Raw genomic sequence first — 14756 nt, 5'->3', positions numbered from 1 at the left:
GGAAGTGTACAGTTAATTTTAACCAGATCAGTGCGTTACACTTCTAGTTTGGAGCGGTCATTGGTGGTATCCGAAACAACGGTTCCGCCTTTGATGCGGATGATTCGCTGCGTGCGGGCGGCTAATTCGAGGTCGTGCGTGACCAGAACGAGCGTTGTGCCAGCTTCCCGGTTTAACTCAAACAGTAAATCGACCACCGTAGCACTGGTGTCGGTATCGAGGTTCCCCGTTGGTTCGTCGGCAAACAGAATTTTAGGGCGGTTGGCAAAGGCACGCGCCAGAGAAACGCGTTGTTGCTCGCCTCCCGAAAGCTGGTTGGGGTAATGATGCCCTCGCTGGCCCAGCCCAACGCGTTCGAGCAATTCGTTTGCCGTGCGGCTGGCGCCCTTTTCGCCGCGTAGTTCGAGCGGCACCATCACATTTTCCAGCGCAGTAAGCGTTGGCAGGAGCTGAAAATTCTGGAAAATAAAGCCAACATGCTGGTTTCGCACCGCCGCCCGTTGGTCTTCAGTCAGGTCATCCAGTTTTATATCGTTCAGATAAACACTCCCCGAAGAGGCGCGGTCCAGGCCAGCACATAAGCCCAGCAGCGTTGTTTTTCCGCTTCCAGACGGCCCGACAATGGAAAACGTGTCACCAGCATTAATGTCAAAATTGACCGTGTTTAGTACGGTTAGGTTGCGACCGCCACTCTGGTAAGATTTGGTTAAGTTCTCGACGCGCAGAATGCTCATATTAGTTGATTTCGCTTTCGTAAACAACGATTTGTTGATGATACGTTATTAGAAACAACCGTTATTTTCTGGATTATATTCAAACACGCCGTTATTTTTTGACAAAAGGCTGTGCTGGTAGGTTAAGTGGCGCACACGAAGTTGATTCGAAGCAAACAATTACAGACGCTGGGGTCGATTTTGCTTCTGAAACTCCTTGATTAATTTAGTATTACCCGCTAGCCAGATCACATCGCCCGCCAGCAAAACAGTGGTCGATTCTGGATTTAGAATGCGCGTGCCGTTGCGCTCAAGCCCAACAATCAGGCCCTGGGTTTTTTCCCGAATACCAGAGTTTCGAATGCTCTGGTTGAGGTGGGGAAACTGGGCGTCTACCGTAACGCGGTGGAGGGAAACTTCCTGATTATTGACCGGAGTTGGAGCAGCTGTTTCGGTCCGTTCAACCATGCGCTGAAACTGGCTAAGTTGCTGATCGGTGCCAATAACGGCAATGCGATCACCGGGAAAAAGCCGGTCGTGCCGATCAGGAACCAGTTTGGTGGAGTTGCCTCGTTCAATCGAAATGATGTTAACGCCGTATTTTTCCCGAAAAGCCAGTTTTGCCAAGGTGTTCCCTACTCCCGGAGAGTCGGCACCAATGTCGAAATAGGTTAAGTGAGCATCCCAGGGCAATAAATTCTTTCCGGTGCGGGCCTCCTGATCCTGCTGACGTGCATTTAGATTACCCAGGAATCGCTTTTCAATTAGTTCATAAACCAGAGATAACCAACGGCCCAACAAAAGTAGAAGCACAATGAGAATACCCATGGATACCAGCAAGGTCGGAACAGAGAATAACTGGTCGAGAAGAAAAATAATCAAACCAAGGGCGACAATACTACGTGCGGCGGCTAACGCCACCAGCGGACCCCGGTAGGATTTTTTGGCCGTCCAGAGCCGAAGATAGACCGGCTGACGAACGGGTTTGAAGACCAAAGCCCAGATAAAGGGCGCGATGAGCGAAATAGCCAACAGAGCGGTCAGGATTTGCGCCCAGGGACTATTCAGCACGTCTTCGAGCAGAAAAGGTAACAGGACCCGTGATAATAGTAAAATAATGCCTACTACTACCACGGTATGGGTAATAACCAGTTGAATATGCGCCCGAATCAATACCTGCCAATCGCTGGCCCCGCCGATGGTTTGCGCTCCCGAACTGTAGTGTCCCAGAAAAAGCTTGGTGCGGGCGCTGATTCGGCGATCTACCCAACCGTAAACCGGTTTGGCAGCCCGGATCATGTAAGGCGTGGTAAACGCTGTTAGCGCGGAAACCGCAACGGCAATTGGATACAAAAAATCGCTGGTTACTTTCAGGCTTAATCCAAGGCTTGCGATGATAAAGGAAAATTCGCCAATCTGGGTTAGACTCATGCCCGTCTGGATGGATTGCTTTAGCGGCTGGCCGGAGAGCATCGCACCCACGGATACAAAAAAGGCTTTCCCGGCAATAACCACAACGGTTAATAAAGCAATAGGTCCCGCGTATTTAACCAGCATTTCGGGGTCGATCAGCATCCCGACGGAAACAAAGAAAACGGCCCCAAAAAGGTCTTTAATTGATTTTAGCAGGTGCTCGATGCGTTCGGCATAGATGGTTTCGGCCAGAATAGAACCCATAATAAAGGCTCCGAGGGCGGGCGAAAAACCGGCGTTGGTCACCAAAACAACCATGAGCAGGCAAAGGGCCAGGGAGACAATCAGGAGCGTTTCATCATTGATGAATTTGCGGCTGGTACGCAGAAAGGTCGGAACCAGAAAAATACCCGCCAGAAACCACACGACCAGGAAAAAAGCCAGCTTCAGCACCGCAGTTAGCATTTCCATGCTGAAAAACTGCTGACTAACGGCCAGCGTGGATAAAAGCACAATCAAGACAACCGCCACCAGGTCTTCTACGACCAGAATACCAAAAACGATACCGACAAATTGCTGGGTTTTGACGCCTAGTTCTTCAAAGGCGCGGAAGATGATAGTGGTTGATGAAATGGAAATAATGCCCCCTAAAAAAATACTATCCATGGTTGACCAACCCAGCGCCATACCCGTTGCATAGCCGAGAAAAAGCATGGCTGTAATCTCAATGATGCCCGTTATGGAAGCAGTTCCGCCCACTTTAACTAATTTTTTAAGACTGAACTCCAGTCCCAGGCTGAAAAGCAGCATAATTACGCCAATGTCCGCCCAGATACGAATCGTTTTCTGATCGGTGACGGTAGGAAGCAGCGTAAAATTAGAGCCAACCAGCAGGCCCGCCAGAATATAACCCAAAACGAGCGGTTGTTTCAACCACTTGAAAAGCAGCGTTGTAACAGCAGCTACCCCTAAGATGAGCGCCAGGTCGGTGATCAGGTGAGGAATATGTGCCATATAACTAAATTGAAGGTGTTACTTACAAAAAAGGGTGATATGGCCGAAGGTACATAGGGATTTACCACTATAACAAGCCGCCCATCATTCTTTAACGGCTCAAAAAAAGGCTTTCGTGCCTCATTAGCCGCTTATACGGTTTGATCCGCTGGTTAAGATGCACTATTTTTCGGTTTCTTTTCAACGATTAACGAATCCAACAACATGCAGCTAGCTGGTAATACGGTCTTAATTACCGGGGGGACTTCCGGAATCGGTCTGGCTTTTGCCGAGCAATTTCTGAAAGCGGGGAGCAACGTGATTATCTGCGGTCGGCGGGAAGACCGGTTGGCTGAAATTAAGCAACAATATCCTGAATTGATCACCAAAGTTTGCGATGTTACCAACGCCAAAGAGCGGGAAAGTCTGGCGCTCTGGATCATGCGGGAGCATTCCGAAACAAATGTATTGATCAACAATGCCGGGATTCAGTTGAAAACCAAGCTGACCGATCCGGTGGATATGAGTCGGATAAGCGCCGAGGTAGAAACCAACTTTATCGCTCCGGTTCACCTGATTTCGCTGTTTTCCCACCAACTGGCGTCTCAGCATGAAGCGGCCATTATTAACATTTCGTCGGGGCTGGCTTTTGCTCCGTTGGCGCCAATGCCAATTTATTGCGCAACTAAAGCGGCCATTCACTCGCTAACGTTGTCTATCCGGCATCAATTCAGAGACACGCCCGTCAAAGTTTTTGAAATTGCTCCCCCAGCGGTGGACACCGAATTAGGCCACGATCACCGGGAAGATAAAACGCAGTCGCACGGCGGAATGCCCATCGACGCCTTTATTCAGGAAGCGATGGAGGCCATTAAAAATGACACACTGGAAGCCGCCATTGGTCAGGCAGCAGGATTGCGGTCGGGGCGCGAAAGTTTGTTCGACCGCATGAATCCGTAAGGCTTAAAGCCCACCCGTTATGGTTTTTAGGTAGTCGAAAAAAGCCTTTTTGCGGGGAGAACTGATCTGCCAGTTGACAGGAACGGACTGGTAGCCCTCATTAAAGCCTTCGTCCTTCATCCGGTAATCGAAAAAGCCCCAGGAAGCGTAGGCGCTGGTGGCAGCCTGAAAGTTATTGCTCGGCTGATCGAAGTTGAAATGATCGTCTTCGTTGAAAACGATGGGCATTTTTCGGTAGCCCGCCACCGCGCGGGTCTGCTGCACCATTTCCACAATACGGGCTGGATCTTTAACGCCATTGCCGTGCAAAAGCAGGAAATCGGCTTCCCGAACGACGTTCTCCCGTGGAACCTTGCCGCCGCTGTAACTTGTGCTGACCAGAAACCGATAGCCCCGCGTTTTGTAGGCTTTCACGCGTTGCATAAGTTCATGCACCCGTTCGGCTTTCAGAATGTCGTGGTCATACTTGATGTCGCATTCGTTATTAATCTCGATCAGGACGTTTTGGTACCCGCCTTCGGCGAGGATTTCCAGCAGATTATCGACGGAGCGAATCACTGCCGCTTCGTTTTTCAGGTATTGATCCTGCCCAAAATAAAACAGTCCCAGAATGACCACCATGCCCAGTTCATCGGCTTTGTCCAGAATCTTTTTGAGTCGGTTGTGGTAATACGGTTCCCAACTTCCATCGGGATTAAACATGGAGTTGATCCAAGGTTGGTCTTTTGAATACCCTTCGGGGCTGCCCCCTTGCAGGTTGAGCGTAAACGCCAGCAGACCGTGCGCCTTCCAGGCAGGCATGGCCTCGATAAATTCGTTGGTGTTGCGGTTAGGGTCCCAGGTTTTGGTATCCGGGTAAGCCCATTTTGATCGGGTTTCGGTGTTTCGATCCTCGAAAATACCCTGCACCATCCGCGCATTGGGCAAGAGCCCTTCAATCTTGTGGCCGTTCCAGGTACGCCCTTTAAACGTCGGTTTGCCGTTGATGTAAAACTGATCGCCGACGATGGAGACGGTTGTTTTTCGCTTCGGTGGCTTTGGCGCCGACTTTACCGTTGCCGGGTAGAAAAGATAAAGCATAGCACTAAGTAGGAGCAATAACCAGGGTCGGCGGTCAGCAGTAAGGGCCATACTGAATAAGTAAAAAGTTTAGGATAATAACGGAATTGCTAAGTAAGCAAAAAAGCCGCTCGCAATGCGAGCGGCTTTCCAGAAATAACGTAGAGTGGCTAATTATATCCGTTCAATTTGTGCCCCGATGGCGTTCAAACGAAGGTCAATATTTTGGTAACCCCGGTCGATTTGTTCGATGTTGTCGATGATGCTATCTCCCTGTGCCGACAACGACGCGATCAGCAACGCAACGCCCGCGCGGATATCCGGCGAAGACATCCGAATGCCTTTTAATTGCTGCTGGCGGTTCAGACCAATTACGGTCGCGCGGTGCGGATCGCAAAGGATCATCTGAGCGCCCATTTCGATCAGCTTATCAACGAAGAAGAGACGGCTTTCGAACATTTTCTGATGAACCAGCACCGTTCCCTGCGCCTGAATGGCCGTTACTAGAATGATGCTCAGCAGGTCGGGAGTAAAACCAGGCCAGGGAGCATCGGAAATAGTCATCATGCCACCGTCCAGAAAACTTTCGATCTGGTAATGTTCCTGAGCTGGAACGTAGATGTCGTCATTTCTGATTTCCATCTTAATCCCCAAGCGTCCAAATACGTTCGGGATGATACCTAGCTCCGGTACGCGGCAGTTTTTAATGGTAATTTCGGACTGGGTCATGGCGGCCAACCCAATGAACGAACCAATTTCGATCATGTCGGGTAGCATCGTATGTTCGGTTCCGCCTAGTTTTTCCACGCCTTCAATGGTCAGCAGGTTTGACCCGATTCCACTGATTTTAGCGCCCATGCGATTCAACATCTTGCTAAGTTGCTGAAGATAAGGTTCGCAGGCAGCGTTGTAAATCGTGGTGGTGCCTTCGGCAAGAACGGCAGCCATGAGGACGTTAGCGGTTCCGGTCACGGACGCTTCGTCCAGGAGCATATACGTTCCCTTCAGGTGGCTGGCATCCACGTGGTACATCCCGCCGTCATTGGCGTCGTAGTTGAATTGAGCACCAAGCTTTTCGAAGCCCAGGAAGTGAGTATCCAACCGACGACGGCCAATTTTGTCGCCACCGGGCCGTGGAATCCGACCTTGCTTGAAACGGGCTAGCATGGGTCCGAGCAGCATAACCGACCCCCGCAAAGCTGAGGCCTTTTTGCGGTAATTTTCGGTGTCTAATACGTCAACATCGACGTCATCAGCCTGAAAACGATACGATGAATCACCGTGGGGAGTACTGGATAAAAGCTCAACCTTGACGCGGAGATCCCCCAATAATTCAATCAGTTTATTGACATCGCGAATATTCGGAATATTATGAATAATAACGGGCTCGCTGGTGAGCAAAACGGCGCACAGGATTTGCAGGGCTTCGTTTTTAGCTCCTTGAGGGAAAAGTTCGCCTTTCAGCCGACGGTCGCCGGCAATGCGGAAAGAGGCCATTGATTCTAGGAAAAAGTGATGCGCTATTCGCATAAGCTGGCTTTGTGGAGCCAGCTTATACGACTAAACGCGTGAATTGTCTTAACGTTTTCTGCGGTTGTTCGGGTTATGGTTGCCCCGGAAGCTGCGGTGGCCGCCTGAATCCCGGTTGTCCCGGTTTTGATTTCCCCGCGATGGATTATTTGGATTCTGGTAGTAGTTCCGCCCTTCATTTCGTTCGCGGTGGCCGGTATCCCGGTGCCCAGAATCCCGGTTACTCTGACCCGTATAAGCCTGAACAGGCGTCGAGCGGCGGGGTTGCTGGTCGCCCGTGCGTTCGCGCGGCGTCGCTTCGACAAAGCCATTGGTCCGAATGATTTCAATATCGTCCTGAAGGCTGCCGTTTGACATTTCGTGGAGGCTTTGCAGAATCGTTTCCTCCTCGACGGATTCCTTGTTCCAGGTCGTGTAAAACGTTCTCATCAGGCGCGCCAGATACGAGACAAAAGCCCGTCTTTCGTCAGCGTCTTCCAGAGATACGGCCTTGTTAATGAGAAGTTTCATGTTATAGCCGTAGTGCTTGTGCTTCAGGGCGTGGGTGTTGTATGGAACCTGTTGCGGTTTTTTACCCAGCACATCCGGCGATGGCGGCGGATAGGGACTGTCTACATCAAGCGTGAACCCCGACATGATGTAAAGATCATCCCACAATTTATTGTAGTAATCCTGATTATCCCGCATGTTGGGATGGATCTGTCGCATCAGTTCCACCAGGATGTGGGCGTAGCGTGTCCGTTTCTCCCGATCCTCAATGGTTTGCAGGTGAGTGACAAGCTTCTGAATATTGCTGCCGTATTCTTTCAAACGCTGTTTTCTATTAAGTGTGCAACAAAAATAAAAAGATTTAGGGAATAAGGGATAGAACCGAGGCCGTAGAAAGGATTTTATACTGTCCGTTAGCTCATTTATTGACTTTGCCTGCGCTAAGCATTTCCTTTTCGGCGGAACATCCCCGATTGATGCCGTGTTGTGTCAATCTATGAAACAATGGTTACAAATTTATAAATCGGAATTCTCAGATACCCTTCGGCTCAGTATTCCCATCGTAATTGCACAATTAGGCGTTGTTTTAATGGGAGTAACCGATAATTTATTTGTCGGACGATTACTGGGTGCGGTGCCTCTGGGCGCGGCGGGGCTGGCCGTTTCACTGGCTTTTCTGGTATCCAGCATTGGAGTAGGTGGCCTGGCTGTAGTGGGAACGCTGGTTTCCCAGGCGCGTGGGCGCAACGATGGCGCCGAAATTAACCGCCTTTTCCGGGGTGGAATTCGCGTGGCCTTGCTGCTGGGTCTGGTTTTGGGACTGGCCTCGATGGCGCTGGCTTATTTTTTCGGCGTTTTCCAGCAAACACCCCAGGTAACCGAACTCGCCCGGAACTTCATGATTATCATGAGCGTGTCTAATATTCCGTTGTTTCTGTTTGTGGCCGCGCGGCAGCTGTGTGACGGATTGGCTTATCCGCGCGTTGCGATGGGCATTACCATCTCCGCCCTGGCCATTAATGCGTTGCTAAATTACGTCTTGATTCTAGGAATTGGTCCATTTCCGGAGATGGGCTTGTACGGCTCAGCCACGGCTACGCTGCTGTCGCGAACATACATGGCGGTCGCTATTTTGGTGTATATTCGGCGGGCATCGGTCTTCAAGCAGTACTTTTCCCCGGCATACCGGCAACAGCAAATAACTACCGAAGTTGGCAAAGTATTGCGGCTAGGCTTACCCGGTGGCATGACCTTCTTTTTCGAAATTGCTACGTTTTCACTGGCGCAGGTGATGGTGGGCTGGTTGGGCGAAAGCTCCCTGGCGGCGCACCAGATTGCGATGAACATGGCGTCAACGACCTACATGATGGCCACGGGGGTTTCGGCAGCCGGAGCCATTCGGGTGGGGAATGCGGTGGGGCGGCGCAGTTCGCTGCTGGTGCGCCGGGCCGGAACGGCTGCTTTTTTATTGTCGGGGGCGTTGATGGGCTTCTGTGCGCTAATTTTTGTAACGGCTAACGAACAGTTGGCTACTCTTTATATTCAGGATAATGCCGAGGTCGCTACGATTGCCGCTGGACTGTTGTTAATGGCTGGGGTTTTTCAGCTGTCAGATGGTATTCAGGTAGTGGGTGTAGGTGTGCTGCGGGGCTTGTCGGATGTGAATATTCCCACGATCATTACTTTATTTGCCTATTGGATCATGGGTCTCCCTGTTAGTTACGTCCTGTGTTTCTGGTTTGGAATGGGCGTAACCGGCGTCTGGGTTGGCCTACTGGCAGGTCTTTCGGTAGCGGCTATTTTACTAACCACGCGGTTTTTTCGGATGGTGAAACGAATGCATTTGCCCGCTCAGGAAGGAACAGCGCTGGAAACATTGCCGACTCTTTGAAGCGTTTATTATTGGTTGAAAAAGAATTATTATGGTAAAAAAAACGTCCCCCCGTGGTTTGGGTGCCCTGTATGAGTTGGCTGCCCGGGCTGGTTTAGACTGGTTTTTGTTGGCTCTTCTGGGCATGATTGGTCTGGCGTATCTCTGGCCGACACCGGGTATACAGGAAGGTCCGTTCTCTTTGTCGGAACTGGCTAATTACGGGGTGTCCGTAATTTTCTTTTTTTACGGATTGCGGTTAAGCGGGGATAAGCTGCGGGCGGGACTAAGCAACTGGCGGCTGCACATTACCATTCATTTGGCCACTTTTGTGGTCTTTCCATTATTGATTCTGGCTGGGAAAGAGCTGTTTAGCACCGAGCAGACAGCTTTGTTGTGGATCGGGGCTTTCTACATGGGTGCCTTACCGTCCACGGTTTCGTCGTCCGTCGTGATGGTGTCCATCGCGGAGGGAAACATCCCGGCGGCTATTTTCAACGCCAGCATTTCCAGCCTGATCGGCATTTTCATTACGCCTCTGTGGATGGGACTTGTTTTGTCGAGCAGTGGCGGCGATTTCGATTTGGGGGGCATTATCCTCAAACTCGTCATTCAGGTATTAGTACCGGTCGTGGCGGGGATTTTACTGAACCGCTGGCTAGGGGCGTTTGCCGAGCGACAAAAGAAGTTTTTGCGCTATTTCGACCAGATTGTCATCTTGCTGATCGTCTACACATCCTTCTGCGAATCCTTCGAAAAACGGATGTTCCAAAGCCTGACTGGCATCGACTTGCTGATTCTGGGGGTTTGTATGCTGGGACTGTTTTTTCTGATTTTCGCGCTTATAAACTTCGTTAGCAACTGGCTGGGTTTCAGTCGGGAGGATCGGGTTACGGCTTTGTTTTGCGGTTCGAAAAAATCGTTGGTGCAGGGCGGTGTTATGGCCAGCGTTTTATTTCCCGGCAACATGGCAGGGATCGTGCTGCTGCCCATCATGATGTACCACGCCCTGCAACTCATCGCGGCCAGTGCGATTGCCCAGGCGATGGCCCGTCAGGGCAAGGCAACCAGCAAAAGCGGAACCGCGTAGCTTAAGCAATTCGAAGGCCATTGGGCGTTTCTCGGTCGGGGAGCAGCAAGGTTACTTCTTTATCCGCCCCCACAACACCCAGGACCAGGCATTCGGAGATGAAATTGGCAATTTGTTTGGGCGGAAAATTAACGACGGCAACAATTTGTTTGCCGATCAACTCCTCTGGGGTATACAGCTTCGTGATTTGCGCGGAGCTTTTTTTTGTGCCCAGTTCGCCAAAATCAATCGTCAGCTGGTAGGCCGGATTGCGGGCTTTTGGGAAGTCAGCCACGGCAACAATCGTTCCGGTGCGGATGTCCACTTTCTCAAAATCATCCCAGGTCAGCATTGTTTTGGTTTTATTGGTTAATAATTGAAAACAGGAAAGTAGAAAATCTTGCCAAAAGTGCCTATTTTTTGTTAACAAGCTTGATGTCCTTCCAACGGATTAAACGCAAAAAGAGTCTACTTAGAAAACAAAGGCTTATGAAACGATTATTACCAATATGTTTGATTTGTTTGCTCTGGGTCTTCAGCGCCGGGAGCGCGTTTGCCTGTAGCTGCATGGATGGTGGCCCTTTCCTGTCCATCGCGGAAAAATCGGCCTGGCAACCCGGGATTCTGATGGTGCGGGCCGAAGTGAAAAGCCAGGAAGAACACGGAATGGACGTCAAAGTCCTCGAGGTGTTGCATGGCGCCGAAAACAAGAATGTTATCCGGGTATGGGGCGATCCGGGGCACTTGTGTCGCTTGTATACGCATGGATTCAAAAAAGGAGAGAAGCTGGTGCTGATTCTCCGCCGCCTCGAGACTCCCTATTACGGGAACGAGCAGGTAAATGACTATGAATTAGGCGGTTGCGGTACTTATGTGTTGCGGGAAGGCGATCGGATTTCTGGACGGATTTCGGCTCGGGACGGCGAACTTTCCAAGAATAAGTTTTACGATGAGCTTCACGAAATTTTGAATAGATTTAAACCCGAAGAGGCCAAAGTTTATCCCAATCCGGTGTCTGATCAGTTGACGGTTGATATGCCTGATACGCCGGACACACCTTTATCTTTGCAGGTTTTTTCGGTTACGGGTCAACGCTTGCGCACCATGCAATTGAGCGAAAAGGAACAGCACGATCTTGATTTTTCGACCCTGGCGGCCGGGCAGTATATCTTGTTTTTTAGTTCGGAACACCAGCGATACCAGCGGCGCGTTATAAAGCAATAAAGCAATGCCATTCGGTGGACATGTCCACCGAATGGCATTATAGTTTCCGGAAATCTGTTTACAAAGCTTCGTCCTTGGTCCCACGAATCAGGCCAATGCCGGAGAAGAAGAAAATACCTCCCAAAACCAGGTAAACCAGCGAGGCGCGGGCAACGCCACCGCTGGTCAGATCCATCGCCCCGTAAATCAATCCAATCAGACCGGCCACCGTCAGGAGGAGGCCCAACACACGTTTCAAGCTCATATTTATATTGTTTTATGGAATCAGTTCACATTCCCTATACAACTAGAGCTTGCCCGAAATGGCCGATTGGTTTGTCATTAATTTATTTATTGGCTTACCCGCGCCAACAAACGTCAGGAAGAGACGGGCATTTAGGCAGTATTTTTACGGTTTTAGCGTAATTTTACTAGTCTATTTCGACTTGCTCTATGTTTCGCCTAAATCATAAAACCCTGCCTTTTGACGCGTTGAATGCGGCCATGTCGGGCGATCTCTACTTTGATGAGTCGTACCGGCACGAAGCCATGCGGTGGCTGTACGCAACGGATGCTTCTGTCTACCAGGAAAAACCGCTGGCGGTAGCCGTTCCGAAAACGGTGGATGACATCCGCCATTTGATCCAATTTGCGCAGGAACACAAAACGTCACTGATTCCAAGGGCCGCCGGAACGTCGCTGGCGGGGCAGGTGGTGGGGAGCGGTATTGTTGTCGATATTTCCAATTACTTTACGAATATTCTGGAAATCAATGCGCAGGAGCAATGGGTGCGTGTGCAGCCGGGCGTTATTCGGGATGATCTGAACGCGGGTGTGAAAGACCACGGGCTTATGTTTGGTCCAGAAACGTCGACGGCCAGCCGCGCCATGATTGGCGGCATGATTGGGAACAATTCCTGTGGCTTGCATTCCATCGTCTGGGGCAGCACCCGCGATCACCTGGTCAGCGTTAAGGCCCTGTTGAGCGATGGGAGCGAGGTTGAATTTCGGAGCCTCACGGAAGCCGAATTTCGGGCGAAGTGCGCCGGTCAGGACGTTGCCAGCCCTCTGGAGCAGCAGCTTTATCAGCATATTGACGATATGCTTGGAGAAGCCGACAAGCAGCAACTGATTCGGGAAGGCTTTCCCAAACCAACCATCACCCGGCGAAATACAGGCTACGCTCTGGACGCTTTGTTGCCCTTTTTTGAACCAATTCCGCTGAACGATCTGGCGGGGGAAAAAACCTTTAATTTCTGTCGCCTCATTGCGGGGTCGGAGGGGACGCTCTGTTTCATCACTGAGGCGAAGCTGGCTTTACTGCCATTGCCGCCGAAAGAAAGTGCGCTCGTGTGCGTCCATACCCAGACAATCCGGCAGTCGCTGGAAGCGAATTTGGTGGCTCTCGAACATGGTTGCTACGCCTCCGAACTGGTTGATGACTACATCCTGCAATTAACCAAAACCAACATCGAGCAGGCCAAAAACCGCGATTTTGTTCAGGGCGATCCCAAAGCGATTCTGATGGTCGAGTTTTTTGCAGAAGAGGCCGCAACCTTGGCCAGAAAGGTTGATAACCTGATTTTTGCGTTAAAAGAAGCCAACCTCGGCTATGCCTTTCCGGTATTGCACGGCGAAGACGCCAAAAAAGCCTGGAACCTGCGGAAGGCGGGTTTGAGCATTATGTATAATGTGCCGGGCGATGATAAGCCGGTTAACCTGATTGAAGATTGCGCGGTTGATGTGCGCGATTTGCCGAATTACATCGACGAATTGGAGCACATGGCCGCCGAAAAACACGGTCTGGCGCTGGAATATTCGGCCCATGCCGGTGCGGGCGAACTGCACGTTTTACCCCTGATTAACCTGAAATCAGTAGAAGGTCGGAAGAAATTTCGCGCTTTGCTGGCTGATACGGCGGCGCTGGTGAAGAAATACGGCGGATCGTTGTCGGGGGAGCACGGCGATGGCCGCTTGCGGGGTGAATTTATTCCGTTTATGATTGGCGAAGCGGCGTTTAAACTGGTGCAGGACATTAAGCGTACGTGGGACCCGCAGAAAATTTTCAATCCCGGCAAAATTGTGGATACCCCGCCGATGAATGAGTTTTTGCGCTACGAAGCGGATGTTGCCGAATCAAACCAGAAAACGCCTTTCGTCAACACCGTTTTTGATTTTTCGGCGGATGAGGGAATCTTGAATCTGGCGGAAAAATGCAGCGGCTCCGGCGACTGCCGCAAAACCCACATTACGGGCGGTACGATGTGTCCCAGCTACATGGCGACCCGCAACGAAAAAGAAACCACCCGCGCCCGGGCGAATATCCTGCGGCATTTTTATACCAACCCTACCGAACGATCCAAGTACGATTACGACACTGTAAAGGAAGTTTTGGATCTGTGCCTGTCCTGCAAAGGCTGCAAAGCCGAATGCCCGTCCAGCGTTGACATGGCCAAGATGAAGGCTGAATTTATCAACGAATACAACGAGAAAGTAGGCGCTTCGACGCGCACTCGGTTGATTGGGAATTTTACCAAATTGATGTCCCTGGCCAGTCTGGCGCCCTGGGCCTACAACGCCATCTACAACACGCCCAGCCTGCGGCGGTTGGCCAACAAAACAGTGGGTTTTCACCCGGACCGAACCATGCCCCACTTGGCCGGAACGACCCTGAAGAAGTGGTTTTCGGGCCGAAAAAAGAGCGAGGTACGTGGTCAGGGACCCACCGTTTACCTTTTCTGCGACGAGTTTACCAATTACAACGATGTGGAAGTTGGGCAGAAAACGGTGTTGTTGCTGGAACGGCTGGGCTATCAGGTGCTAATACCCGAACACGTGGAAAGTGGCCGAACGTATCTGTCGAAAGGGTTGGTGAAAGAGGCGCAAAAGATTGCCACCCGGAACGTAACATCTTTAGCCAAATTGATTACGGACGACACCCCCTTGGTCGGCATTGAGCCTTCCGCGATTCTGACTTTCCGCGACGAATATCCCGATCTGGTGGGCGATTCGCTCAAGGCGGATGCGCAGCAAATTGGCCGCAATGCCCTGTTAGTGGATGAATTTATCGCGCGGGAAATTGATGCGAAACGGATTGATAAAACGCTTTTTACGAGCGAAAAGCGTCTAATTAAGCTGCACGGACATTGCCACCAGAAGGCACTTTCGTCGTTGGTCGCTACTAAAAAAATGCTGTCTCTACCGAAAAATTACGAAGTACAACTCATTCCGTCGGGATGTTGCGGAATGGCGGGTTCTTTTGGGTATGAGTCGGAGCATTATACGCTGTCGATGCAGGTAGGCGAACTGGTCTTGTTTCCCACCGTTCGGCAGCAGCCGGAAAGCGTGCTGATTGCCGCCCCCGGAACGAGTTGCCGCCACCAGATCAAGGACGGAACGGGCCGGATTGCCAAGCACCCCGCCGAGATTCTGTACGAGAGTCTGATTAATTAACAAT

12 protein-coding genes are annotated in these 14756 nt (G+C 50.9%); 5 read left to right on the top strand and 7 right to left on the bottom strand.

From position 1 onward, the window contains the following. Positions 1 to 35: 35 nt before the first annotated feature. Both L0Y31_RS18960 and L0Y31_RS18955 read right to left on the bottom strand, forming a co-directional pair. Positions 36 to 734 carry an ABC transporter ATP-binding protein gene (locus tag L0Y31_RS18960; protein WP_234734659.1) on the bottom strand — a complete coding sequence of 233 codons (699 nt, stop codon included), beginning with the start codon at positions 732 to 734 and terminating at the stop codon, positions 36 to 38. 159 nt (positions 735 to 893) lie between these two features. Next, positions 894 to 3140, bottom strand: coding sequence for a monovalent cation:proton antiporter family protein (locus L0Y31_RS18955; RefSeq protein ID WP_234734658.1), 2247 nt, complete (start codon positions 3138 to 3140; stop codon positions 894 to 896). Between the two features lie 204 nt (positions 3141 to 3344). On the opposite strand from L0Y31_RS18955, the gene L0Y31_RS18950 reads away from it, so the two are divergent. Next, positions 3345 to 4079, top strand: coding sequence for an SDR family oxidoreductase (locus L0Y31_RS18950; RefSeq protein WP_234734657.1), 735 nt, complete (start codon positions 3345 to 3347; stop codon positions 4077 to 4079). 3 nt (positions 4080 to 4082) lie between these two features. Here L0Y31_RS18950 and L0Y31_RS18945 read toward each other — a convergent pair whose 3' ends face one another. The 3 genes from L0Y31_RS18945 to L0Y31_RS18935 all read right to left on the bottom strand — a co-directional run bounded on the left by L0Y31_RS18945 (position 4083) and on the right by L0Y31_RS18935 (position 7478). Further along, positions 4083 to 5210 (bottom strand): hypothetical protein, encoded by a 1128-nt coding sequence (locus tag L0Y31_RS18945; protein WP_234734656.1) that lies wholly within the window; start codon positions 5208 to 5210, stop codon positions 4083 to 4085. A 102-nt stretch (positions 5211 to 5312) separates the two neighbouring features. Beyond that, positions 5313 to 6635 carry a UDP-N-acetylglucosamine 1-carboxyvinyltransferase gene (gene murA, locus L0Y31_RS18940; protein ID WP_234734655.1) on the bottom strand — a complete coding sequence of 441 codons (1323 nt, stop codon included), beginning with the start codon at positions 6633 to 6635 and terminating at the stop codon, positions 5313 to 5315. 81 nt (positions 6636 to 6716) lie between these two features. Then, complete coding sequence (locus L0Y31_RS18935) at positions 6717 to 7478, bottom strand: DUF4290 domain-containing protein (protein WP_234734654.1); 762 nt, start codon at positions 7476 to 7478, stop codon at positions 6717 to 6719. Positions 7479 to 7653: 175 nt separating this feature from the next. On the opposite strand from L0Y31_RS18935, the gene L0Y31_RS18930 reads away from it, so the two are divergent. Then, positions 7654 to 9048 (top strand): MATE family efflux transporter, encoded by a 1395-nt coding sequence (locus L0Y31_RS18930; RefSeq protein ID WP_234734653.1) that lies wholly within the window; start codon positions 7654 to 7656, stop codon positions 9046 to 9048. Positions 9049 to 9079: 31 nt separating this feature from the next. Further along, complete coding sequence (locus L0Y31_RS18925; RefSeq protein ID WP_234734652.1) at positions 9080 to 10117, top strand: bile acid:sodium symporter family protein; 1038 nt, start codon at positions 9080 to 9082, stop codon at positions 10115 to 10117. 1 nt (position 10118) lies between these two features. Here the strand turns inward: L0Y31_RS18925 and L0Y31_RS18920 are convergent, their stop codons facing one another. Further along, positions 10119 to 10448 carry a tRNA-binding protein gene (locus tag L0Y31_RS18920; RefSeq protein WP_234734651.1) on the bottom strand — a complete coding sequence of 110 codons (330 nt, stop codon included), beginning with the start codon at positions 10446 to 10448 and terminating at the stop codon, positions 10119 to 10121. Between the two features lie 137 nt (positions 10449 to 10585). On the opposite strand from L0Y31_RS18920, the gene L0Y31_RS18915 reads away from it, so the two are divergent. Beyond that, complete coding sequence (locus L0Y31_RS18915; protein ID WP_234734650.1) at positions 10586 to 11320, top strand: T9SS type A sorting domain-containing protein; 735 nt, start codon at positions 10586 to 10588, stop codon at positions 11318 to 11320. Positions 11321 to 11378: 58 nt separating this feature from the next. On the opposite strand, the gene L0Y31_RS18910 is transcribed toward L0Y31_RS18915, so the two are convergent. Further along, positions 11379 to 11564: a hypothetical protein gene (locus L0Y31_RS18910; RefSeq protein WP_234734649.1), complete on the bottom strand. Its 186-nt coding sequence runs from the start codon at positions 11562 to 11564 to the stop codon at positions 11379 to 11381. Between the two features lie 188 nt (positions 11565 to 11752). Between L0Y31_RS18910 and L0Y31_RS18905 the strand changes: the two genes are divergently transcribed. Continuing rightward, complete coding sequence (locus tag L0Y31_RS18905; RefSeq protein ID WP_234734648.1) at positions 11753 to 14752, top strand: FAD-binding and (Fe-S)-binding domain-containing protein; 3000 nt, start codon at positions 11753 to 11755, stop codon at positions 14750 to 14752. The last annotated feature ends 4 nt before the right edge of the window (positions 14753 to 14756 follow it).

The sequence above is a fragment of the Tellurirhabdus bombi genome, assembly GCF_021484805.1.
GTDB lineage: Bacteria > Bacteroidota > Bacteroidia > Cytophagales > Spirosomataceae > Tellurirhabdus > Tellurirhabdus bombi.
This window is presented reverse-complemented; position numbering and strand designations above follow the sequence as displayed.

What these genes read in the sequence shown, in the direction of transcription:
- L0Y31_RS18960 (WP_234734659.1), bottom strand. Translation starts at nt 734, where the DNA reads ATGAGCATTCTGCGCGTCGAGAACTTAACCAAATCTTACCAGAGTGGC.
- L0Y31_RS18955 (WP_234734658.1), bottom strand. Translation starts at nt 3,140, where the DNA reads ATGGCACATATTCCTCACCTGATCACCGACCTGGCGCTCATCTTAGGG.
- L0Y31_RS18950 (WP_234734657.1), top strand. Translation starts at nt 3,345, where the DNA reads ATGCAGCTAGCTGGTAATACGGTCTTAATTACCGGGGGGACTTCCGGA.
- L0Y31_RS18945 (WP_234734656.1), bottom strand. Translation starts at nt 5,210, where the DNA reads ATGGCCCTTACTGCTGACCGCCGACCCTGGTTATTGCTCCTACTTAGT.
- murA (WP_234734655.1), bottom strand. Translation starts at nt 6,635, where the DNA reads ATGGCCTCTTTCCGCATTGCCGGCGACCGTCGGCTGAAAGGCGAACTT.
- L0Y31_RS18930 (WP_234734653.1), top strand. Translation starts at nt 7,654, where the DNA reads ATGAAACAATGGTTACAAATTTATAAATCGGAATTCTCAGATACCCTT.
- L0Y31_RS18925 (WP_234734652.1), top strand. Translation starts at nt 9,080, where the DNA reads ATGGTAAAAAAAACGTCCCCCCGTGGTTTGGGTGCCCTGTATGAGTTG.
- L0Y31_RS18920 (WP_234734651.1), bottom strand. Translation starts at nt 10,448, where the DNA reads ATGCTGACCTGGGATGATTTTGAGAAAGTGGACATCCGCACCGGAACG.
- L0Y31_RS18915 (WP_234734650.1), top strand. Translation starts at nt 10,586, where the DNA reads ATGAAACGATTATTACCAATATGTTTGATTTGTTTGCTCTGGGTCTTC.
- L0Y31_RS18910 (WP_234734649.1), bottom strand. Translation starts at nt 11,564, where the DNA reads ATGAGCTTGAAACGTGTGTTGGGCCTCCTCCTGACGGTGGCCGGTCTG.
- L0Y31_RS18905 (WP_234734648.1), top strand. Translation starts at nt 11,753, where the DNA reads ATGTTTCGCCTAAATCATAAAACCCTGCCTTTTGACGCGTTGAATGCG.